The organism is Nocardioides gansuensis (genome assembly GCF_003076135.1).
In the GTDB taxonomy this organism is placed as follows: Bacteria; Actinomycetota; Actinomycetes; order Propionibacteriales; family Nocardioidaceae; genus Nocardioides; species Nocardioides gansuensis.
This window is the reverse complement of the sequence record NZ_QDGZ01000004.1, coordinates 283,871-304,551: the sequence shown is the minus strand read 5'-3', so window position 1 is coordinate 304,551 and position 20,681 is coordinate 283,871. Positions and strand designations below refer to the sequence as shown.

Annotated in this window: 21 protein-coding genes; 3 read left to right on the top strand and 18 right to left on the bottom strand. The window is 71.0% G+C overall.

Translation table 11 applies throughout. The features are described 5' to 3' along the window. The gene (locus tag DDE18_RS10985) at positions 1 to 750 is read right to left on the bottom strand and encodes an MBL fold metallo-hydrolase (protein ID WP_116572301.1); all 750 of its coding nucleotides are present in this window, start codon (positions 748 to 750) and stop codon (positions 1 to 3) included. A gap of 87 nt (positions 751 to 837) precedes the next feature. Between DDE18_RS10985 and DDE18_RS10980 the strand changes: the two genes are divergently transcribed. Continuing rightward, on the top strand, positions 838 to 2,073 hold the full coding sequence (locus tag DDE18_RS10980; protein ID WP_116572300.1) for a DUF349 domain-containing protein: 1,236 nt from the start codon (positions 838 to 840) through the stop codon (positions 2,071 to 2,073). 175 nt (positions 2,074 to 2,248) lie between these two features. Beyond that, positions 2,249 to 2,497 (top strand): GIY-YIG nuclease family protein, encoded by a 249-nt coding sequence (locus DDE18_RS10975; RefSeq protein WP_342748934.1) that lies wholly within the window; start codon positions 2,249 to 2,251, stop codon positions 2,495 to 2,497. A gap of 96 nt (positions 2,498 to 2,593) precedes the next feature. Here DDE18_RS10975 and DDE18_RS10970 read toward each other — a convergent pair whose 3' ends face one another. From DDE18_RS10970 to ruvC, 8 genes are all read right to left on the bottom strand, one after another. Continuing rightward, positions 2,594 to 4,825 carry a RelA/SpoT family protein gene (locus tag DDE18_RS10970; RefSeq protein WP_116572474.1) on the bottom strand — a complete coding sequence of 744 codons (2,232 nt, stop codon included), beginning with the start codon at positions 4,823 to 4,825 and terminating at the stop codon, positions 2,594 to 2,596. A 119-nt stretch (positions 4,826 to 4,944) separates the two neighbouring features. Next, positions 4,945 to 5,490: an adenine phosphoribosyltransferase gene (locus DDE18_RS10965; protein WP_116572299.1), complete on the bottom strand. Its 546-nt coding sequence runs from the start codon at positions 5,488 to 5,490 to the stop codon at positions 4,945 to 4,947. After that, entirely contained in the window at positions 5,487 to 6,716 is a 1,230-nt protein-coding gene (gene secF / locus DDE18_RS10960; protein ID WP_116572298.1) for a protein translocase subunit SecF, read from the bottom strand. The genes DDE18_RS10965 and secF overlap by 4 nt, the downstream gene beginning before the upstream one ends. Further along, the gene (gene secD / locus DDE18_RS10955; RefSeq protein WP_116572297.1) at positions 6,716 to 8,428 is read right to left on the bottom strand and encodes a protein translocase subunit SecD; all 1,713 of its coding nucleotides are present in this window, start codon (positions 8,426 to 8,428) and stop codon (positions 6,716 to 6,718) included. The genes secF and secD overlap by 1 nt, the downstream gene beginning before the upstream one ends. 1 nt (position 8,429) lies before the next feature. Continuing rightward, positions 8,430 to 8,729, bottom strand: coding sequence for a preprotein translocase subunit YajC (gene yajC, locus DDE18_RS10950; RefSeq protein WP_116572296.1), 300 nt, complete (start codon positions 8,727 to 8,729; stop codon positions 8,430 to 8,432). 58 nt (positions 8,730 to 8,787) lie between these two features. Then, complete coding sequence (gene ruvB / locus DDE18_RS10945) at positions 8,788 to 9,870, bottom strand: Holliday junction branch migration DNA helicase RuvB (protein ID WP_116572295.1); 1,083 nt, start codon at positions 9,868 to 9,870, stop codon at positions 8,788 to 8,790. Between the two features lie 4 nt (positions 9,871 to 9,874). Beyond that, positions 9,875 to 10,474, bottom strand: a complete 600-nt coding sequence (ruvA, locus tag DDE18_RS10940) for a Holliday junction branch migration protein RuvA (RefSeq protein ID WP_116572294.1) — start codon at positions 10,472 to 10,474, stop codon at positions 9,875 to 9,877. Next, the gene (ruvC, locus tag DDE18_RS10935; RefSeq protein WP_116572293.1) at positions 10,471 to 11,019 is read right to left on the bottom strand and encodes a crossover junction endodeoxyribonuclease RuvC; all 549 of its coding nucleotides are present in this window, start codon (positions 11,017 to 11,019) and stop codon (positions 10,471 to 10,473) included. Before ruvC ends, ruvA begins: the two co-directional genes overlap by 4 nt. Positions 11,020 to 11,209: 190 nt before the next feature. Between ruvC and DDE18_RS10930 the strand changes: the two genes are divergently transcribed. Further along, positions 11,210 to 13,285, top strand: coding sequence for a PhoX family protein (locus tag DDE18_RS10930; RefSeq protein WP_116572292.1), 2,076 nt, complete (start codon positions 11,210 to 11,212; stop codon positions 13,283 to 13,285). A gap of 136 nt (positions 13,286 to 13,421) precedes the next feature. Here DDE18_RS10930 and DDE18_RS10925 read toward each other — a convergent pair whose 3' ends face one another. The 9 genes from DDE18_RS10925 to DDE18_RS10885 form a co-directional block, all read right to left on the bottom strand. Further along, positions 13,422 to 14,432, bottom strand: coding sequence for a type IV toxin-antitoxin system AbiEi family antitoxin domain-containing protein (locus tag DDE18_RS10925; RefSeq protein WP_116572291.1), 1,011 nt, complete (start codon positions 14,430 to 14,432; stop codon positions 13,422 to 13,424). A gap of 242 nt (positions 14,433 to 14,674) precedes the next feature. Further along, on the bottom strand, positions 14,675 to 15,439 hold the full coding sequence (locus tag DDE18_RS10920; RefSeq protein ID WP_116572290.1) for a YebC/PmpR family DNA-binding transcriptional regulator: 765 nt from the start codon (positions 15,437 to 15,439) through the stop codon (positions 14,675 to 14,677). Between the two features lie 35 nt (positions 15,440 to 15,474). Further along, positions 15,475 to 16,083: a pyridoxal 5'-phosphate synthase glutaminase subunit PdxT gene (gene pdxT, locus DDE18_RS10915; protein ID WP_116572289.1), complete on the bottom strand. Its 609-nt coding sequence runs from the start codon at positions 16,081 to 16,083 to the stop codon at positions 15,475 to 15,477. Next, entirely contained in the window at positions 16,034 to 16,909 is an 876-nt protein-coding gene (locus tag DDE18_RS10910) for an acyltransferase family protein (protein WP_116572288.1), read from the bottom strand. Before DDE18_RS10910 ends, pdxT begins: the two co-directional genes overlap by 50 nt. A gap of 70 nt (positions 16,910 to 16,979) precedes the next feature. Further along, positions 16,980 to 17,540 (bottom strand): DUF6891 domain-containing protein, encoded by a 561-nt coding sequence (locus DDE18_RS10905; protein ID WP_116572287.1) that lies wholly within the window; start codon positions 17,538 to 17,540, stop codon positions 16,980 to 16,982. Beyond that, positions 17,537 to 18,445, bottom strand: coding sequence for a pyridoxal 5'-phosphate synthase lyase subunit PdxS (pdxS, locus tag DDE18_RS10900; protein WP_116572286.1), 909 nt, complete (start codon positions 18,443 to 18,445; stop codon positions 17,537 to 17,539). The genes DDE18_RS10905 and pdxS overlap by 4 nt, the downstream gene beginning before the upstream one ends. Before the next feature lie 43 nt (positions 18,446 to 18,488). Beyond that, positions 18,489 to 19,112 (bottom strand): phosphatidylinositol phosphate synthase, encoded by a 624-nt coding sequence (pgsA, locus tag DDE18_RS10895; RefSeq protein WP_116572285.1) that lies wholly within the window; start codon positions 19,110 to 19,112, stop codon positions 18,489 to 18,491. Between the two features lie 9 nt (positions 19,113 to 19,121). Next, positions 19,122 to 19,877: an inositol monophosphatase family protein gene (locus tag DDE18_RS10890; protein ID WP_116572284.1), complete on the bottom strand. Its 756-nt coding sequence runs from the start codon at positions 19,875 to 19,877 to the stop codon at positions 19,122 to 19,124. Positions 19,878 to 19,920: 43 nt separating this feature from the next. After that, complete coding sequence (locus DDE18_RS10885) at positions 19,921 to 20,541, bottom strand: hypothetical protein (protein ID WP_116572283.1); 621 nt, start codon at positions 20,539 to 20,541, stop codon at positions 19,921 to 19,923. Positions 20,542 to 20,681 lie beyond the last annotated feature (140 nt).

Sequence of the window (20,681 nt, the reverse complement as noted above, 5' to 3'; positions counted from 1 at the left end):
CTACAGTCCTCGGATGCTCTGCTTGATCGTGTGACCCGCGGAGCCCTGGTCGGCCAGGTCCAGCAGGTAGGGGTTGGTGGCGCGCTCGCGACCGATCGACGTCTGCTCGCCGTGGCCGGGCAGCACCACGATGTCGTCGGCCAGCGGGAGCACCTTCTCGGTGAGGCTGCGCAGCATGGTCGCGTGGTCGCCGCCGGGGAGGTCGGTGCGGCCGATGGACCCGGCGAAGAGCAGGTCGCCGGAGAACATCACCTCGGAGACCTCCTGTCGCACGGGGGCTCCGTCCCCGGGTGCCCCCAGGTAAGGGGTGCGGAAGGTGACCGAGCCCTCGGTGTGCCCCGGGGTGTGGTCGACGACGAAGGTGAGGCCGGCGAGCTCCAGCGACTGCGCGTCGGAGAGCTCGCGGACGTCGTCGGGCTCCGCCCACTCCGCGTCCGCACCCAGGAGCATCCCGGCGCTCTCGGGGGAGATGCCGGCCAGCGGATCGGTGAGCAGGTGCCGGTCGCGGGGGTGGATCCAGGCGGTGGCGTCGTAGGTGCCGGCCACCGGCGCCACGCACCACACGTGGTCGACGTGGCCGTGGGTCACCAGGACGGACACCGGCTTGAGACGGTGCTCGCGCACCACCTCGGCCACCCCGGCGGCGGCGTCCTTGCCCGGGTCGATGACCACGCACTCGGCGCCTGGGCCGGTGGCGACGACGTAGCAGTTGGTCCCCCAGGGTCCGGCGGGGAATCCGGCGATGAACACGTGATCAGTCCTGGCTGTCGTCGGGCGGGCGGGCTCGGGGAGTCAGCCTACCGAGGCGGTCCGTGGGGGTGACTACGATGGGCGACCATGAGCGCCGATCAGCAGTCCGAGTGGGGCCGAGTGGCCAAGGACGGCACCGTCTACGTGAAGACGACCGACGGGGAACGGGCTGTGGGACAGTACCCCGAGGGCACGCCCGAGGAGGCGCTCAAGTTCTTCACCGACCGCTTCGACGCCCTCGCCTTCGAGGTGCATCTGCTCGAGCAGCGCATCGCCGCGGGCAAGCTCGGTCCCGACGAGGCTGCCGCCTCGGTCAAGGGACTGCGTGAGCAGGTGGTGGGGGCCAACGCGGTCGGCGACCTGCAGTCGCTCGTCGCACGGCTCGACGCCACCGCTCCTCTGATCGCGCTCCAGCGCGAGGCCCGGAAGGCCGAGAAGGCGCAGCGCACGGCGGAGTCGAAGGCCGAGAAGGAGAAGATCGTCGCCGAGGCCGAGCGCCTGGCGGAGAGCAACGACTGGCGCAACGGCGCCAACCGGCTGCGCGACCTGCTGGAGCAGTGGAAGGCACTCCCCCGTCTCGACAAGGCCACCGACGACGCGTTGTGGCGCCGCTTCAGCAGCGCGCGCACGTCGTACACCCGGCGCCGCAAGGCGCACTTCGCCGAGGAGCACCAGCGTCGCGACTCCGCCCGCGTGGTCAAGGAGCGGCTGGCCGCGGAGGCCGAGGCGCTCGCCGACTCGACCGACTGGGGCGCGACCTCGGGTCGCTACCGCGACCTGATGCGCGAGTGGAAGGCAGCCGGGCCCGCGCCCCGCGATGTCGACGACCAGCTCTGGGCTCGGTTCCGTGGCGCCCAGGACCTCTTCTTCGGGGCCCGGGACGCGGCCAACGCGGAGCAGGACCGCGAGTTCGCGGCCAACGCGGAGGTCAAGGAGCAGCTGCTGGCCGAGGCCGAGGCGCTCCTGCCGGTGACCGACGTCGACGCCGCCAAGAGGGCGTTCCGCGACATCGCGGACCGCTGGGACGCCGCCGGCAAGGTGCCCCGTGACCGCATGAAGGACCTCGAGGGCCGGATGCGCAAGGTCGAGCAGGCGATCCGCGCGGTCGAGGACGACCAGTGGCGCCGCTCCGACCCGGAGAAGTCGGCACGCGCCGACGACATGATCGGCAAGCTCGAGGCCGGCATCGCCGAGACCGAGGCCAGGCTCGAGGCCGCCCGCGCCGCCGGCGACGCCAGGAAGACCAAGGAGCTCGAGGAGGCCCTCGCCAGCCGGCAGGCCTTCCTGGAGATGGCCCGCCGGGCCGCGGCAGACTTCAGCTGAACCACACCGTCTCCTGCCTGACCAAGCCGGCAGGTCGAGCGAAGTCGAGACCGTTGTCCACAGGAGACGCGTGCCCGCGTTGTGGCGTGCTCAGGTCCGGTCAACCATGAGCCATGGCCTGGGTCTACATGCTTCCTTGCAGTGATGGTTCGTTCTATGTGGCAGCACGACTGACCTGTCCGCTCGAGTTCATCAGCACAACCTGGGGCTGGGCGCTGAGTACACCCGCCGTCGATTGCCGGTCGAGCTCGTCTGGTCTCACGAGACGGAGAAGATCGATGAAGCCTTCGGGCTCGAGAAGCAGATCCAGAACTGGTCTCGCGCGAAGCGGATCGCGCTGATCGAAGGACGCTTCAAGGATCTGCCAGGACTAGCTCGCGGCCGCACGGGCTGGTCCAAGCGAGGCGTCAACTACTTCGACTGACTCCAGGTCTCGACTCCGCTCGACCACCCGACCCAGGTCTCGACTCCGCTCGACCACCCGACCCAGGTCTCGACTCCGCTCGACCCCCCGGTGGGCCTACGAGGTGACGCGATAGGCGTCGAAGACGCCGGGCACGGAGCGTACGGCGCGCAGCAGGCTGTCCAGGTGGGATGCGTCGGCCATCTCGAAGCTGAAGCGGCTCTTGGAGACGCGGTCGCGGTTGGTCGACAGGGTGGCGCTGAGGATGTTCACGTGCTGGTCGGAGAGCACCATCGTGATGTCGGAGAGCAGGCGGGCCCGGTCGAGCGCCTCGACCTGGATGTTGACCAGGAACGTCGAGGAGGACGTGGGCGCCCACTCGACGTCGAGGATCTTCTCGGGCTGGGACTGGAGGGACGAAGCGTTGGTGCAGTCACGGCGGTGCACCGAGACTCCCCCGCCCTTGGTGACGAAGCCGAGGATCGGGTCTCCCGGCACCGGGGTGCAGCACTTGGCCAGCTTGACCCAGACGTCGGCCGCACCCTTGACGATCACGCCCGAGTCGCCGGTGCCGGTCGGCTTGGCCCGGCCGCGGCGACCGGTGATGGTGACGGCCTCCGCCAGGTCCTCCGCGGCGCCCTCCTGGCCGCCGTGCACCTCGATGACGTGGCGTACGACGGCCTGGGCGCTGAGGTTGCCCTCGCCGACCGCGGCATAGAGGGCCGAGATGTCGGCGTGGTGGAAGTGCGCGGCCGCCTGGCTCAGGGTCTCGTGGGACATCAGGCGCTTGAGGGGCAGACCCTCCTTGCGCATCAGCCGGGCGATCTGGTCCTTGCCCTGCTCGATCGACTCCTCGCGGCGCTCCTTGGTGAACCACTGCCGGATCTTGTTGCGGGCCCGGGGGGACTTGACGAAGGTGAGCCAGTCACGCGACGGCCCGGCACCAGGCGCCTTGGACGTGAAGACCTCGACGACGTCGCCGTTGTCGAGCGCCGACTCCAGGGGCACCAGGCGACCGTTCACCCGGGCTCCGATGGTGTGGTGGCCAACCTCGGTGTGCACGGCGTAGGCGAAGTCGACGGGCGTCGCGCCCACCGGCAGGGCGATCACGTCGCCGCGGGGGGTGAAGACGTAGACCTGCGCCTGGTTCATCTCGAAGCGCAGCGACTCCAGGAACTCCCCCGGATCCTCGACCTCGCTCTGCCAGTCCATCAGCTGGCGCAGCCAGCCCATGTCGTCGAGGTCGCCGCGCTGCTCGGTGTCGAGCCCGTTGCGCCCGTCCTCCTTGTACTTCCAGTGCGCCGCGACGCCGTACTCCGCACGGCGGTGCTGGGCGAAGGTGCGGATCTGCAGCTCCACGGGCTTGCCCTGCGGGCCGATGACCGTCGTGTGCAGCGACTGGTACATGTTGAACTTCGGCATCGCGATGTAGTCCTTGAAGCGCCCGAGCACCGGGTTCCACCGCGAGTGCAGGACGCCGAGGACGGAGTAGCAGTCGCGGTCCTCCTCCACGAGGACACGCACGCCGACCAGGTCGTAGATGTCGGAGAACTCCCGGCCGCCGACGATCATCTTCTGGTAGATCGAGTAGTAGTGCTTCGGGCGGCCGGTGACCTTGGCCTTGATCTTGGCGTCCCTGAGGTCCTGGTCGACCTGGGCGATCACCTCGGCGAGGAACGAGTCGCGCGAGGGCGCGCGCTCGGCGACCATTCGCACGATCTCGTCGTAGATCTTGGGGTGCAGCGTGGCGAAGGCGAGATCCTCGAGCTCCCACTTCAGGGTGTTCATGCCGAGCCGGTGGGCCAGCGGGGCGTAGATGTCGAGGGTCTCGCGGGCCTTGCGCTCCTGCGTGTCGGCCTTCAGATAGCGCAGCGTGCGCATGTTGTGGAGCCGGTCGGCGAGCTTGATGACCAGGACGCGGATGTCCTTGGACATCGCCACGATCATCTTGCGGATGGTCTCGGCCTGCGCGGAGTCGCCGTACTGGACCTTGTCGAGCTTGGTGACGCCGTCGACGAGCTGGGCGACCTCGTCGCCGAAGTCGGCGCGCAGCTGGTCGAGCGTGTACGGCGTGTCCTCGACCGTGTCGTGCAGCAGGGACGCGACGAGGGTCGGCTCGGTCATGCCGATGTCGGCCAGGATGGTCGTGACCGCGAGCGGGTGGGTGATGTAGGGGTCGCCGCTCTTGCGCATCTGCGTCCCGTGCATCTTCTCGGCGACCTCGTAGGCCCGCGCGAGCAGGGCGAGGTCGGCCTTGGGATGGTTGGCGCGGACCGCACGGAAGAGCGGCTCGAGGACCGGGTTGGCGTTCGACGGCCTGGAGCCGATGCGAGCCAGGCGGGCCCGCATGCTGCGCGCGGAGACGGGGACGTCCGCGCGCGGCGGCTGCGGAGTCGTCGTCTCGTCGGTCATCCCGCCAGTCTAGGAGGAGCGGGGACCCCGCCTGCGGGCGCTCGGAGGTTGAGAGGTCAGATCGTCATCAGGGCGTGCAGTGGCAGGTCGCCCACCGTCTCGCGCCCGGGCAGGAACCCGAGCTCCATCAGCACGGCCACCCCGACGACCACACCACCGCACGCCTCGACGAGCTGGCGGGTCGCGGCCACGGTGCCGCCGGTCGCGAGCACGTCGTCGACGAGCAGCACCCGCTCCCCCGGCGCGACGGCGTCGCGGTGCAGCTCCAGGGTGGCCTCGCCGTACTCCAGGGCGTAGGACACCGCGTGCGTCTCGCCCGGCAGCTTGCCGGCCTTGCGCACGGGGACGAAGCCCGCACCCAGTGCCAGCGCCACCGGCGCGGCCAGGATGAAGCCCCGGGCCTCCATGCCGACGACCTTGTCGACGACCCCGGCACCCGACTCGTCACGGCCCATCTCGGCGAGCGCCTCGACGACCTGGCTGAAGGCCTTGTGGTCCGCGAGCAACGGGGTGATGTCCTTGAAGACGATCCCGGGCTCGGGGAAGTCCGGCACGTCGCGGACGAGCCGCTCGAGCGCGGCGCGCACCCCCTCGGCGCTCACTTCTTCTTCCCGCGCTGCGACCTCGGCTTCCGCACGGGCTGCACGCGCCCGGCGGCCCCGCTCTTCTGCAACGGCGCGTGGGCCTTGGGCACGACCCGGCCCTTCCCGACGGCCTCGGGCTTCCGCGGCGGGGCGACCGGAGCCTTGGGCGGCCGCGGGGTCGCGCCGGTGCGCGGATCGGGCGGCGGCGTGGCGTCCGCGCGGGCGCCTCCGACGTGGGCGTAGCGGTCGGCGGCGGCCTCGCGCCGGCGGGCTGCCGCGCGACGCTCGGTGAGCGCGATGTCCGGCTCGTTCTGCTTCATGTGCACCAGCAGCGGGGTCGCGATGAAGATCGAGGAGTAGGCGCCGGCGGCCATGCCGACGAACAGCGCGAGCGCAAGGTCCTTCAAGGATCCGGAGCCCAGCTGCACGGCCCCGACGTAGAGGATCGCCGCCACCGGGATGAGCGCCACCAGCGAGGTGTTGATCGAGCGCACCAGGGTCTGGTTGACCGCCAGGTTGGCGGACTCGGCGTACGTCATCTTGGTCTTGCGCAGCTCCGCGGTGTTCTCGCGCACCTTGTCGAAGACGACGACGGTGTCGTAGAGGGAGAAGCCGAGGATGGTCAGCACCCCGGTGACGGTGGCAGGGGTGACCTCGAAGCCGGAGAGGGCATAGACGCCGACGGTGATGAGTACGTCGTGGGCCAGGGCCACCATCGCGGCGACCGACATCTTCCACTCGCGGAAGTAGGCCCAGATGAAGAGCACCACGAGGACCAGGAAGACCGCGAGGCCGATCAGCGACCGCTCGGCGACCTCGCGGCCCCAGCTCGGTCCGATCTCGGTCTGGGAGATGTCGCCGGCGGAGGCTCCGGTGGTCGCCAGGAGGGCGTCGACGACCTCCTTGCTCTCGTGGTCGTTGAGCGGCTCAGTCTGGACGAGGATCGCCTCTTCGCCGGAGGTCGTGACCACCGGCGACGTGGCGCCCTCGACACCGGTGCCGGCGACGGCCTGGCGCACCTCGTCGGCCGTGTCCTGGTTGACCTGCGACGCGGGCAGGGTGACGCGGTATTCCGCACCACCGGTGAACTCGATGCCCATGTTGAAGCCCTTGGTCGTCATGCCGAGGACGGCCACGGCGACGATCAGGGCGGACGTGGCGTACCAGAGCCAGCGGCGACCGACGAAGTCGATCGAGCGGCGGCCGGTGTAGAGGTCGTTGCCGAGCCTGGAGAAGGCACCCATCAGGCCACACCTCCCGCGGGCAGCTTCTCAGGTGTCGTGTCCCTGACACCGAGCGCGTCCCGGCTGAGCCCGGACAGGGGATGGCCGGAGCTGAACAGGTGGAACCGGGCCAGCCAGGAGACCATCGGCTTGGTGAACCAGAAGAACACGACGAGGTCGATCAGCGTCGAGAGGCCGAGCGCGAAGGCGAAGCCCTTCACGACGCCCACAGCAAAGATGTAGAGCACCAGGGCCGCGAGCAGCGAGACCGCGTCGGCCGCGAGGCAGGTGTTGCGGGCGCGGACCCAGCCGGACTCCACGGCCACCTTCATCGACTTGCCCTCGCGCATCTCGTCGCGGATGCGTTCGAAGAACACGACGAACGAGTCGGCGGTGATGCCCACCGCCACGATCAGGCCGGCGATGCCGGGCAGGGAGAGCGTGAAGCCGGCTCCCTTGCTCAGCAGCACCACGAGCGCGTAGGTCAGCGCGGCGGCCACGAGGAGCGAGGCGATCACGACGAGGCCGAGGCCGCGGTAGTAGAGCAGGCAGTAGAGCATCACGAGCCCGAGGCCGATCGCGCCGGCCGTGATGCCCGCGCTCAGCTGGTTGCCGGCCAGCGACGGCCCGACCAGCTCAACCTGGGGGTCGGGCTGGAAGGAGATGGGCAGTGCACCGAAGTCGAGGCTCGTCGCGAGGCTGTTGGCCTCGGCCTCGGTGAACTCACCGGTGATCTGCGCGCGCCCGTCGGTGATGATGCCGTTCATCGTGGGCGCGGAGATGACCTGGCCGTCGAGCACGATCGCGAACTGCTTGTCGGTGTTGTAGAGCGCCCGGGAGATGCGGGCGAACTCCTTGGTGCCCTCACCGTCGAACTTGAGGTCCACGCCCCACTCGACGCTCTGCTGGTCCGGTGGCCGCGTCGACGCGCTGGACAGCTGGGTGCCCTCGATCATCGACTCCGAGAGCAGGTACTTGAGGCCGTTCTCGTCGCAGGTGACCAGCGGCTTGTCCGGGTCGTCGACCACGTCGGGGGCCTCGCCGGGGGCCGGGCAGGCGAACTTCTGGAAGGCCTGCAGCGACTTCGCATCCGGGTTGTTCATCCACTGGAGCGGGTCTTGGCCGTCCTGGGACGGCGCGTCGCTCGGCGAGGGGCTCGGCGAGGGGCTCGGCGACGGGGTCGGCGACTCCGAGCCCGTCTCGTCGGCCGCCCAGGCCAGCGGGGCGCGCTGCTTCGACGACTTCTGCTTCTTCGTGCCGGGGCTGGGCGACTCGCTGGGGTTGGTCGGCGCCTGCGACTCGGTCACGGTGCCGGGCAGGCTGCCGGTGCCGGGCACCGGGCTGCCCGACTGGCTTCCCGTCGCACCGGCGACGCCGTCGGCGACCTGAGCCACGACCCGGAAGCGCAGCTGCGCCTGCCGCTTCACGGTCTCCACGAGGTCACGACGGCTCTCGCCGGGGATCTCCACCACGACGTACTGGTTGCCCTGGACCGCGACCTCGGCCTCGGCGACGCCGGAGCCGTTGACGCGGCTCTCGATGATCTTGCGGGCCTCCTCGAGCTGGGCGGCGTCCGGCTTGCCCTCGGCGACGAGGGTGATCCTGGTGCCGCCCTGGAGGTCCAGGCCGAGCTTGGGCGTCCACTGTCCGGCGAGCGCCACCAGTCCGTAGGACAGGGCCAGGCCCAGGAAGAAGACGACCAGGGTGCGCCCCGGGGTGTGCGCGCGCGCCACCTCAGTCCCCGGACTCGGCCGTGGGGGGTACGGCGTCTCCGGCGGCCTCGTCGACGGCGCCGATGGCAGCCCGGACGACCTCGACCACGACGCCCGGGGCGAGCTCGACGTGCACGCGGTCGTCACCGATCGTGGTGACCGTGCCGTAGATGCCCGAGGAGAGCATCACCCGCTGTCCGGGGCGCAGCTCGGACTGGACCCGGCGCAGCTCCTTCTGGCGTCGCGACGCGGGGCGCACCACCATCAGCCAGAAGAGCAGCGCGATGGCCACCAGGGGAAGGAACGAGACGAGCTCGGCCACGACGACTACCTCTCGATCACGCAGGACGGGACGCCGGTGGAGTGTACGCGGACACGCCTCACGGCTCGTCGAACAGGGTCGAGTCCCCGCCGGTCACCGCGGGCGGCGTCAGGCCGAGGTGGTGCCAGGCCGCGGGAGTCGCGACCCGGCCGCGTGGGGTGCGGGCCAGGAAGCCGCAGCGGACCAGGAAGGGCTCCGCGACCTCCTCGACCGTCTCGCGCTCCTCCCCCACGGCCACGGCGAGGGTCGCCACGCCCACCGGCCCGCCGCCGAAGCGCCGGCACAGCACGTCGAGCACAGCCCGGTCGAGGCGGTCGAGCCCCGACTCGTCGACCTCGAACATGTCCAGCGCGGACTGGGCGACAGGAAGGGTGACGAGGCCGTCGGCCCGCACCTGGGCGTAGTCGCGCACCCGCCGCAGGAGCCGGTTGGCGATGCGCGGCGTGCCGCGCGAGCGGGAGGCGATCTCGCTCGACCCCTCGTCGGTGAGCGGCACGCCCAGCAGGCCGGCGGACCGGTGCACGATCAGGTCGAGCTCGTGCGGCTCGTAGAACTCCAGGTGGGCGGTGAAGCCGAACCGGTCGCGCAGCGGCCCGGGCAGCAGGCCGGCCCGGGTCGTGGCACCGACCAGCGTGAAGGGCGGGATCTCCAGCGGGATCGCCGTGGCGCCCGGCCCCTTGCCGATGATGACGTCGACCCGGAAGTCCTCCATCGCCATGTAGAGCATCTCCTCGGCGGGCCGGGACATGCGGTGGATCTCGTCCACGAAGAGGACGTCGCCCTCGTTGAGGCCGGAGAGGATGGCCGCGAGGTCACCCGCGTGGGTGATCGCCGGGCCGCTCGTGAGCCGCAGTGGCACCGACATCTCGGCCGCGATGATCATGGCGAGCGTCGTCTTGCCCAGGCCGGGCGGTCCGGAGAGCAGCACGTGGTCGGGGGCCCTGCCCCGCCGGCGGGCAGCCTCGAGCACCAGGCCGAGCTGGTCGCGGACTCGCACCTGCCCGACGACCTCGTCGAGGGTGCGGGGGCGCAGCGCCGCCTCGACGGCGCGCTCCTCGACGTCGGCCTCCGCCGAGGTCAGTCGCTCCAGGTGCGCTGACTCCGCCGCGGCGTACTGCGTCTCGAGGTCATCGTGGGGCATCTCGTCACGCCCTGCTCAGCGTGCGCAGGGCCGAGCGCAGCAGGGCCGCGACGTCGGGGCTCGGGCCGGCCTGGTCGGCGACGGCCTCGACGGCCTTCTCGCCCTCCTTCGCCGACCAGCCGAGGCCGACGAGTCCCTGGAGCACCTGGTCGCGCCAGGGCGCGGCGGCGGGGACGGGCGAGGACGAGGGCGTGGAGCCGGTGGGCGCGCCGATCCGGTCCTTGAGCTCCAGGATGATCCGCTGGGCGCCCTTCTGGCCGATGCCGGGCACCCGGGTGAGCGTCTTGACGTCCTCGGACGCGATCGCGACGCGCAGCGCGTCGGGCGAGAGCACCGCCACCATCGCCTGCGCCAGCTTGGGGCCGACTCCGCTCGCCGTCTGGACGAGCTCGAAGCACGTCTTCTCGTCCTCGTCGGCGAAGCCGAACAGGGTCAGGGAGTCCTCCCGTACGACGAGGCTCGTGGGCAGCCTGACCTCCGCGCCGTCGCGCAGGCTGGCCAGGGTGTCGGGCGTGCAGAGCAGCTCGAGCCCCACCCCACCGACCTCGACGACGGCACTGGTCAGGGAGACGGCGGCGACCGTGCCGCGCACGAAGGCGATCATCGACCAGTCCTCATGGGTGTAGTCCTCGCGGGTCGGGACGCGGCGGCGACGGCGGCATCGAGGCGCGCCTGGGCGCCACCGCGCCAGATGTGGGTGATGGCCAGGGCCACGGCGTCCGAGGCATCGGCCGGGCTCGGTGGCGCGTCGAGGCGCAGGATGCGCGCGACCATCGCGCCCACCTGCGGCTTGGCGGCGCGGCCGCTGCCGGTGACGGCGGCCTTCACCTCGCTCGGCGTGTGCAGCGCGATGGGCAGCCCGCGACGCGCAGCCACCACCAGGGCGATGCCGCTGGCCTGGGCCGTGCCCATGATCGTGCTCGAGTCGGAACGGGCGAAGACCCGCTCGACCGCGACCGCGTCGGGCTCGAACTCGTCGAGCCAGGCGTCGAGGCCCTTCTCGATCGTGACGAGCCGCTGGGCCACCGGCTGGTCGGCGCTGGTGCGCAGCACGTTGACGTCGATCAGGGTGAGGGGGCGGCCGACGCTGCCCTCGACCACGCCGACCCCGCACCGGGTCAGGCCGGGGTCGATCCCGAGCACGCGCATGCCGTGACCTCTCGTCGTACGTCCGAACAGGTGTTCGCCCCACGCTAACCGGATGACCCCCGCGTCCCCCGGACGACACGCCTGCCGCCGTCGCCTCGGACGCCATTCGTACGCCATTCACCACGCCGTCACCGTGCCAACTCCTGTCGCCGCCAGAGTGCGGCCATCGCTTCGACAACACGGAGGACGCATGACCACCACCCCCACCCGCCGGCTGCTGCCGCTGGTCAGCACCGGTCCCCACGGCTCGCGCAGCCACAAGACCTGCCAGTACCGCTGTGGCAACGCCTGCGACCAGCCGGTCCCCAACTCCTCGGGCAACCCCGAGTTCCGCGACATCGCCGCCCAGGCGCTGGCCCGTCGCTCCGTGCTCAAGGCCGGCGCCGGGATCGGCGCGCTCAGCCTGGCCGGCGTGGCGGCGCCGGCCGCCGCCTCCTCCGTGACGGTCGGCTCGCTGGCCGAGGCCGCCGTCGCGGCCAAGGTGGCCCACGGCGCCGGCACCTGGGAGTTCACTCCCGTCGCGCCCAACACCGACGACCAGGTCATCGTCCCCGAGGGCTTCAAGGCCAACGTGGTGATCGCCTGGGGCGACCCGGTGGTCAAGGACGCGCCGACGTTCGACGTGAACAACCAGACGCCTGGCGCGGCCGAGAAGCAGTTCGGCTACAACGCCGACTACGTCGGAGTCCTCCCCCACCCGGACAAGGAGGACCGGGCGCTGCTCGTGACCAACCACGAGTACACCGACGAGCCGCTGATGTTCCCCACTGGCGCATACGACGACATCACCATCAAGCAGGTCGCGATGGCCTCGCACGGCATGTCCGTGGTGGAGATCAAGCGTGGCAGGACCCTCGGCTCGTGGAAGCGCGTCAAGCCGAGGGACACCACGCTCAACCGCCGCATCCACACCGGCACGAAGTTCGAGCTCGACGGCCCGGCTGCCGGGCACGACCGGCTCAAGACCAAGGCCGACAGCACCGGCACGGTCGTCTACGGCACGCTCAACAACTGCGCCGGCGGCCTCACCCCGTGGGGCACCGTCCTGTCGGGCGAGGAGAACTTCAACCAGTACTTCGACACCTCGGCCCCGCTGGACACCCGCTACCTCGACTCCTACAAGCGCTACGGCATCACCGGCACCGGCACAAGGGGCTGGAAGGACGTCGCCTCGCGCTTCGACCTGGCCCGGGAGCCGCACGAGCCGTTCCGCTTCGGGTGGATCGTCGAGATCGACCCCTACGACCCGAGGTCGACCCCGCGCAAGCACACGATGCTCGGCCGGTTCAAGCACGAGGGCGCCAACTGCACCCTCGCCGACAACGGCCAGGTCGTGGTCTACATGGGTGACGACGAGCGCGGCGACTACATCTACAAGTTCGTCTCCGCGGGCACCTTCGACGCCTCCGGCACAGAGCAGGCGCGCCAGAAGAACCTCGAGCTCCTCACCGCCGGCACGCTCTTCGTCGGGAAGTTCACGGGCGACGGCGCCGGGGATGGTGTCCACGACGGCTCGGGCGCCTGGATCCCGCTGACCAGCGACACCACGTCGTACGTCGAGGGGATGAGCGTCGCGGACGTGCTCATCGACACCCGTCTGGCCGCCGACAAGGTCGGCCCCACGCGGATGGACCGCCCCGAGGACGTCGAGGTCAACCCGGTCAACGGGAAGGTCTACGCGGCGCTGACCAACAACTCCGACCGCGGCAGGAAGTGGCCGGCCGACGAGGCCAACCCCGTCACCTCGAGCCTTGTCCGGTCCGAGCCCGGCGGCCCGCTCGTCGCCGCGACGGGCAACCGCAACGGCTACGTGCTCGAGATCAGCCCGACCGGAGGTGACCACCTGGCCGAGACGTTCAGCTGGGACCTGATGCTGGTCTGCGGCGACCCCGCCGACCCGGTCACCTACTTCGCCGGCTACCCCAAGCAGCTCGTCAGCCCGATCAGCTGCCCCGACAACCTCGCCTTCGACGCCGTCGGCAACCTGTGGATCTCCACGGACGGAGCGGTGCTCGGCTCCCACGACGGCCTCTTCCGGGTGCCGGTCGAGGGCCCCAACCGCGGCAAGGTCCAGCAGTTCCTCACCGTGCCGGTCGGCGCCGAGACCTGCGGCCCGTTCATCACCGAGGACCAGAATTCGGTCTTCATCGCCCCGCAGCACCCGGGCGAGACCGACGACGCCACGTTCGAGGCGCCGTCGAGCACCTGGCCGCACACCGACTCCTTCCCGCGACCCGGTGTGGTCGTGGTCTACAAGAAGAAGTAGCCCCGGGCCGGCCACCACCTCCGGCTGTAACGCCGGGTTAGATGCTGTAGACCCCATGGAATTTCATGGGTACTACAAGCGCTAACCCGGCGTTACAGCTCGCGATGAGAGCCGCCGGAGCCCCCTGGATCGGTCGTCAGCTGGCCCAGGGACGCCGCTGCCGGGTCACGATGTACAGCGCGAGGTCGGAGATGTCCGTGCCGAACCGCCGACACGTGTCGGCGTACTCCCGGCCCACTCGCCGGATGGCAGCCTCGCGGCCCGCTCCCATGTCGAACGCGGTGATGCGTGAGACGCCCAGCTTGAATCCGGAGACGAAGTCCTGCCGCTTCTTCTCCTCCCAGAGGACCGCGTCGGGGTCCAGGCCGGAGGGGTTGCCGGGGAGGTACTTGAGGTGACCGTCCGGCTCGAAGATGTGGCGATGGACGCGGATGTCGCACCACACCGTCCGACCGTCGGCGTGCAGGCCGAACTGGGTCTGCGGAGTGCCGATCCCGAGCTCGAGCACGAACTCGCGCGTCTGCGACTCGAGGTAGGTCTGGGCACCATCGTCGGCGTTCTCGATGCACCACCTGATCACTCGGCTCTCGGGCCAGCAGCCCATGCGCTCGAAGCACTCCACCAGAGCAGCCCGGGGGACTCCCGCGCGGAGCGCCGCGTCGCACGCGGCCAGCCCCGCAGCCCGGCCGTGCTCACGGGCCATGTCGAGCGCCGTGCGCGCCATCCCGAGCATCCGCAGGTCGTCCTTCTCGACGACCTCAGCCTCGATGAACGGCGCCCGATGGTGCTTCACGCCGGCCCGGACCGCGTCGCCATGCACTTTCGGCCGGGTCACGTGCACATGGGCGGTCCGAGGGTCCGGCGCCCCCATCTCCTGGGGGATCGCTGCGGAGTCGTGGCTGAACACGTACGCGCTCGACCTGAGGGTGAGGGCCGTGGCCCGGATGCGCAGCATCGGCCGGCCGCGGAACTCGTCCAGCGCGTCCCAGGCTTCCGCATCGGCGTACACACCCCAGCGCACCGGCACGAGTCTCTTCGCCTTCAGCAGGCGCCGCAGATCGCTGTTCGTCAACCCGGCCCTGTGGGCCTGGGCATAGGTGAGCAAGCCGTGCTGGGACGCCAACTGGGCGCGGACCGGTAGGTACATGCGAGATAGCTGCCCGCCCGCGCGGCGGCGTACTCCCGTCTCTTCGCGCCTGTGGACAACGCGGCAAGGCGTGCTGTAACGCCGGGTTAGAGCTTGTAGGGCCCATGAAATTTCATGGGTAGAACAGGCGCTAACCCGGCGTTACAGCGCACGTTCGGGGAGCCAGGGGGCGGTACGGCGCGGGGCCCGGGCGCGGCGGCGACCCGGAGCCGGGGAACCCGGGGGTGGGGCGCCGGAAGCGCTCAGGCGTCGAGCTCGGCGAGCACCTCGTCGGAGACGTCGACGTTGGTGAAGACGTTCTGCACGTCGTCGAGGTCCTCGAGGGCGTCGACGAGACGGAAGACCTTGCCGGCGGCCTCGGCGTCGACGGGGATCTCCAGGCTCGCGACGAACTCGACCTCGGCCGAGTCGTAGTCGATGCCGGCAGCCTGGAGGGCGGTGCGGACCTCGACCACGTCGGTGGCCTCGGACTGCACCTGGAAGAACTCGTCGAGGTCGTTGACCTCCTCCGCGCCCGCGTCGAGCGTGGCCTCGAGGACGTCGTCCTCGGTGACCTCGCGACCCTCCTGCGACTTGGGCACCATCACGACGCCCTTGCGGTTGAACAGCCGCGACACCGAGCCCGGGTCGGCCATCGTGCCGCCGTTGCGGGTGACGGCCGTGCGCACCTCCATGGCGGCGCGGTTCTTGTTGTCGGTGAGGCACTCGACGAGGAACGCCACGCCCTGCGGGCCGTAGACCTCGTACATGATCGTCGTGTAGTCCGACCCGCCGGCCTCGGCGCCCGAGCCGCGCTTGACGGCGCGGTCGATGTTGTCGTTGGGGACCGACGACTTCTTCGCCTTCTGGATGGCGTCGTAGAGCGTGGGGTTGCCCGCCGGGTCACCACCGCCCGTCTTCGCGGCGACCTCGATGTTCTTGATCAGCTTGGCGAACATCTTGCCGCGCTTGGCGTCGATCGCGGCCTTCTTGTGCTTGGTGGTCGCCCACTTGGAGTGGCCAGACATAAGTCCCTCTTCTGTCTTGGTGGTACGGCGTGCCGTCAGGCGCCGCGGACCAGGTCCACGAACAGCCCGTGGACCCGGGCGTCGTCGCCGACCTCGGGGTGGAAGGAGGTCGCCATCAGCGCGCCCTGGCGGACGGCCACGATCCTACCCGCGGCCTCCCCGCCCTCGACCCGAGCCAGCACCTCGACGCCGGGCCCGACCTCCTCGACCCAGGGGGCCCGGATGAAGACGCCGTGCACCGGTCCCTCGATGCCCGTCATGTGCAGGTTGCCCTCGAAGGAGTCGACCTGGCGCCCGAACGCGTTGCGCCGGACGGTGATGTCGAGGCCGCCGAGCGTCTCCTGGCCGACCGCGCCGTCGACGATGCGGTCGGCGAGCATGATCATCCCGGCGCAGGTGCCGAAGGCCGGCATCCCGCCGGCGATCCGCTCCCGGATCGGGTCCATCAGGCCGAAGATCCGCGCGAGCTTGGCCATTGTGGTCGACTCCCCGCCCGGGATCACCAGCGCGTCGCAGGTCGCGAGCTCCTCCGGCCGGCGTACGCCGATCGCCTCGCACCCGAGGCTGCGCAACGTCGCGAGATGCTCGCGGACGTCACCCTGCAGGGCGAAGACTCCGATCCTGGGCTGTCCGGTCGTGGGCACCGGAGGATCGTAGTGCGGCGGACCGGCGAGCCCCGAACGGCCACTCGAAGAGCGCGGCCACCGCCGGGTGCCGCCTGGCCTCGACGAGGGCCCAGCCCACGGCGAGCGGCACCACGACACAGGCGAGGAACACCGGCAGCGCGTCGTCGACGCCCCGCGCGGTGAGCCGGTCGGTCACGAAGATCGCCACCACCAGGTGGCTGACGTAGAAGACGATCGAGCTGCGCCCGACGTACGCCAGGGGGTCGACGCCCCGGGACACGCGCGGTGCCAGACGCCCGAGCACCAGGCGGCCGAGGACGTCGCCGGTCAGGAACCAGCCGAAGAGCCACACCAGGCGCTGCCAGTCCTCCGGGACGAGCACCGCGAGGCCCAGGGCCACCGGGGCAGCCGCGGTGCGGGCAGGGGCGGGCAGGACCATCGCGACGAGGTAGTAGACGAGGAGGAAGGCCAGGAACCACAGGTAGGTCGGCGGGTCGTAGAGGACCCGCGCCACCCACGGCCAGTCGAGGGACTCCCCCGCCTGGACGAGCCGCCACTGCAGCTGGGCGAGGTCGAGGGCCGACCAGACCAGGTAGGGCCAGAGCAGGGTGCGCAGCTTGCCGTCGACGTAGCGGCTCCGCGGCTTCCGCAGCGCAGGAGCCAGCAGCATGCCGGAGAGCAGCACCAGCATCGGCATCCGCACGGGCCCGACGACCCCGTTGACCGCGTGCACCACGGGCAGCTGGTCACCGGTGGCTCCGACCGCCTGCAGCTCTGCGTGGAAGAGGACGACCGCGAGGATGGCGGCGCCACGGAGGCGGTCCATCCAGAGCAGGCGGGGCATCCGGGCAGCCTGCTCGACCCGGTGGTCCGGAGGGCGACGACGACGCGACCGGGAGGCGAACAGGCCGGGGTCAGCGCCGCTGCCAGTGCGCGGCGACCTCGATCCGACCCTCGTCGAAGTGGGCCCGCAGCCCGTGGCGCTCGAAGCACGAGAGCACCGCGGTCAGCAGCGGGTCGCCCGGGGCGGCGTTGGCCGTGTCGCCGTGCCAGAGGTTGACCTCGAGCATGCCCTCGTCGATCGCGTGCCAGACGTCGGGCTGGGTGAACCACACGACGCCGCGCGGCTTGGGGTCGGCCGCGTCGAGGAACCGCTTGGCGACCCAGTGGTCCTCGACGCCCTGGAGCACCGGAACGTCGTGCTCCGTGCACTCGGCGAACACGGCCGCCAGCCGGTCGTGGTCGGTCACCGCCGGCCAGCCGGCGGCCTCGGCGTCGAGCTCCTTGCGGGCCGCCGCCAGCCAGGCGCGGGCGAGCACCGACGCGTCGGTGTGCGGCAGCTCGGCCGCGACGGCGGCCGACACCTCGGCGTACTGCGCCTCCGGCGAGAGCAGTCCGGCTCGCACCTGCAGGCGCGCGAAGTCGCGGAGCTCGCGCTCCGCGCGCTCGACGCGCCCCGGTGCGGGCGGGATCACCAGCCGCGCTCGGCCAGGCGATGCGGCTGGGGAATCTCGTCGACGTTGATGCCCACCATCGCCTCGCCGAGGCCGCGCGAGACCTTGGCGACCACGTCGGGGTCGTCGTAGAACGTCGTCGCCTTGACGATCGCCTCGGCGCGCTGGGCCGGGTTGCCGGACTTGAAGATGCCCGAGCCGACGAAGACGCCCTCGGCGCCCAGCTGCATCATCATCGCGGCGTCGGCCGGGGTGGCGATGCCGCCGGCGGTGAAGAGGACCACGGGCAGCTTGCCGGCCGCGGCGACCTCCTTGACCAGCTCGTAGGGAGCCTGCAGCTCCTTGGCGGCGACGTAGAGCTCGTCCTCAGGCAGGCCGTGGAGGCGGCGGAGCTCGGCACGGATGGTGCGCATATGGGTGACCGCGTTGGAGACGTCGCCGGTGCCGGCCTCGCCCTTGGAGCGGATCATCGCGGCGCCCTCGGTGATGCGGCGCAGCGCCTCACCCAGGTTGGTCGCACCGCACACGAACGGCACGGTGAACTGCCACTTGTCGATGTGGTTGGCGTAGTCGGCCGGGGTCAGCACCTCGGACTCGTCGATGTAGTCGACACCGAGCGACTGCAGGACCTGCGCCTCGGCGAAGTGGCCGATGCGGGCCTTGGCCATCACCGGGATCGAGACGGCCTCGATGATGCCGTCGATCATGTCGGGGTCGCTCATCCGGCTCACGCCACCTTGGGCCCGGATGTCGGCGGGCACGCGCTCGAGCGCCATCACGGCGACCGCGCCGGCGTCCTCGGCGATCTTCGCCTGCTCGGGGGTGACGACGTCCATGATCACGCCGCCCTTGAGCATCTCGGCCATGCCGCGCTTCACGCGCGAGGTGCCGGTGGTGGGGGTCTCAGCGGGGGTGGGTTCAGCCATGGCTCAATCGTACGGCGAGCGCACCCCGCCGCCCGCATCGGGATCAGGCCTCGGACGGCCCGCCTGCGAGGGCCTGGCTGCGCACCAGGAGCACCCGCTGCGCGACGGTGATCGTCGAGGCGATCGCGAGCGCCCAGAGGGTGACTTCGTAGAGGATCGGCAGGTCGAGCAGGTCGCCGAAGAACGTCATCGCCAGGATCGCGACGAGGCGGTCCGCACGCTCCGCGATGCCAGTCTTCGCGACGTATCCCAGGCCCTCGCCGCGCGCCCGCGCGTAGGAGGTCACCGACCCCATCACCAGGCAGACGAGGCTGAGCGCGAGATAGAGCCGGTCCTCGGCCACCCAGGCGAAGTAGAGCGCCAGCCCGCCGAAGATCGCCCCGTCGCCGATCCGGTCGAGGGTGGAGTCGAGGAAGGCGCCGAAGGTGTCCTTGCGGCCGATCTTGCGGGCCATCGCACCGTCGATCAGGTCCCCGAAGACGAACGCCGTGATGACGAGCACGCCCTCCCAGAGCAGCCCGCGCGGGAAGAAGGCGAGGGCGCCGGCGGAGACACCGAGCGTGCCCACCAGCGTCACCGCGTCCGGGCTTATGCCGAGCCGGATGAAGAGGTTGATGATCGGCGCGAGGACGACGCCCTGCCAGAAGCTCTTGAATCGGTCCAGCACGGGCGCAGGCTATCGGCTGAGGAGCGCGGCGCAGGCTTCCTCGACCGCCGTGGGCGCGCCCGCGACATGCCAGTCGACCCCTGCGGCGTGCACGACGCGCGACACTCCCCCGGCGCCGCGGATGATCGCCGCCCCGGGGAGGCGGTCCCAGTCGGGCACGGTGTGCTGGAAGAGCACGTCGCACCGGCCCTGGGCGATCGCCATGCAGTCCATGCTCCCCGAGCCCATCATCCGGAGCGTCGCGACCCCGGAGACCGCCCGCATGAAGGCGGCGCCGACCTCGCCGTCGTAGAACGGCGGGTGGAGGTATGTCGTGGCGCAGGCCCGCGCGAGCGGCACGTCACCGATCTTGGCCAGCGGGGCGCCGTTGCGCGTCGACGGCAGCCCCGGCCCCCCGACGTACGTCGTGCCGCTGCGGGGGTGGTGGACCGCGCCGAGCACGACGTCCTCCTCGTCGGCGAGCGCGAGCGCCGAGCACCACCAGTCGAGCCCGCGGTGGAAGTTGTAGGTGCCGTCAACGGGGTCGATCACCCACTGGCGGCCGCTGGTGCCGGGATGGTCGGTGCCCTCCTCCCCGACGATGGCGTCGTCGGGCCGCTCGGCGCGCAGCCGCTCGACGATGAGTCGCTCGGCGGCCTTGTCGGCGGCGGTGACCACGTCGGAGACGTGGGTCTTGGCCTCCACGTCGAGGCCCTCCGCGAGCATCGCGGCGGCGAGCGAGCCCGCCTCCCGGACCAGGTCGGCGGCCAGCTGCTCGTCTCTCACGCTGCCGAACGCTACCGGGGCCGGCCGGGAGGCTCGGGTGTGGTCAGACCAGCTCGGGCACCCGCAGGTGCGCCAGGCACAGCTCGTACTCGGCCACGTCGAGCACGTCGACGCCGGCGTCGCGCACGCCTTCCTCCCGGATCGCCCAGGCCTCGTCGCGGGCGGCCTCCATCGCCTCCCGGGTGTCGAAGGTGGTGGTGGCGCAGGCGCGCTGCAGCTCGCGGTTGACCATCAGGCTGGCACTGCAGAAGCCGGGCATCGACTCGATCCGCGGCAGGAGCGACATCCGGTAGATGTCGATGCCGCGGTGCATGTCGGTCTGGTTGGCGCGCATCCAGACGACCCGGCAGCAGGAGCCCTCGCTGGACCGGTGGTCCCGGTGCATGACGGCGATCTCCCACTCCTCGACCTGCGGCTGCCCGCCGAGCAGCTCGCCCGCGCGCTCGCGCATCGGCCGGAGGTGCAGGTCGCTGGAGCGCATCGCCTCCTCGGACTGCCAGGACGTGGTGACGATGCACTGACCGGAGTCGCGGTCGACGAGCATCGAGAGGCCGACACAGCCCTCGATGGTGAGCAGCGAGGGCATGACCTCGTCGCGGACGTAGGCGATGCCCGGGTCGATGGCCTCGGGGTTGCCCATGATGGTGGTGGAGCGAGCGAACACGACCGCCTCCGCTGGTCGGGGCAGCGCCCCAGCGGCGCCGCCGGAACTTCCACGTTCCTCCCCGGGGCCGCGGTTGGCAATGACCCTCTTGGGCAGGCGTAGGCTGGCGGGGCGGAGCCACCCCGGCTCCCCAGACGGGA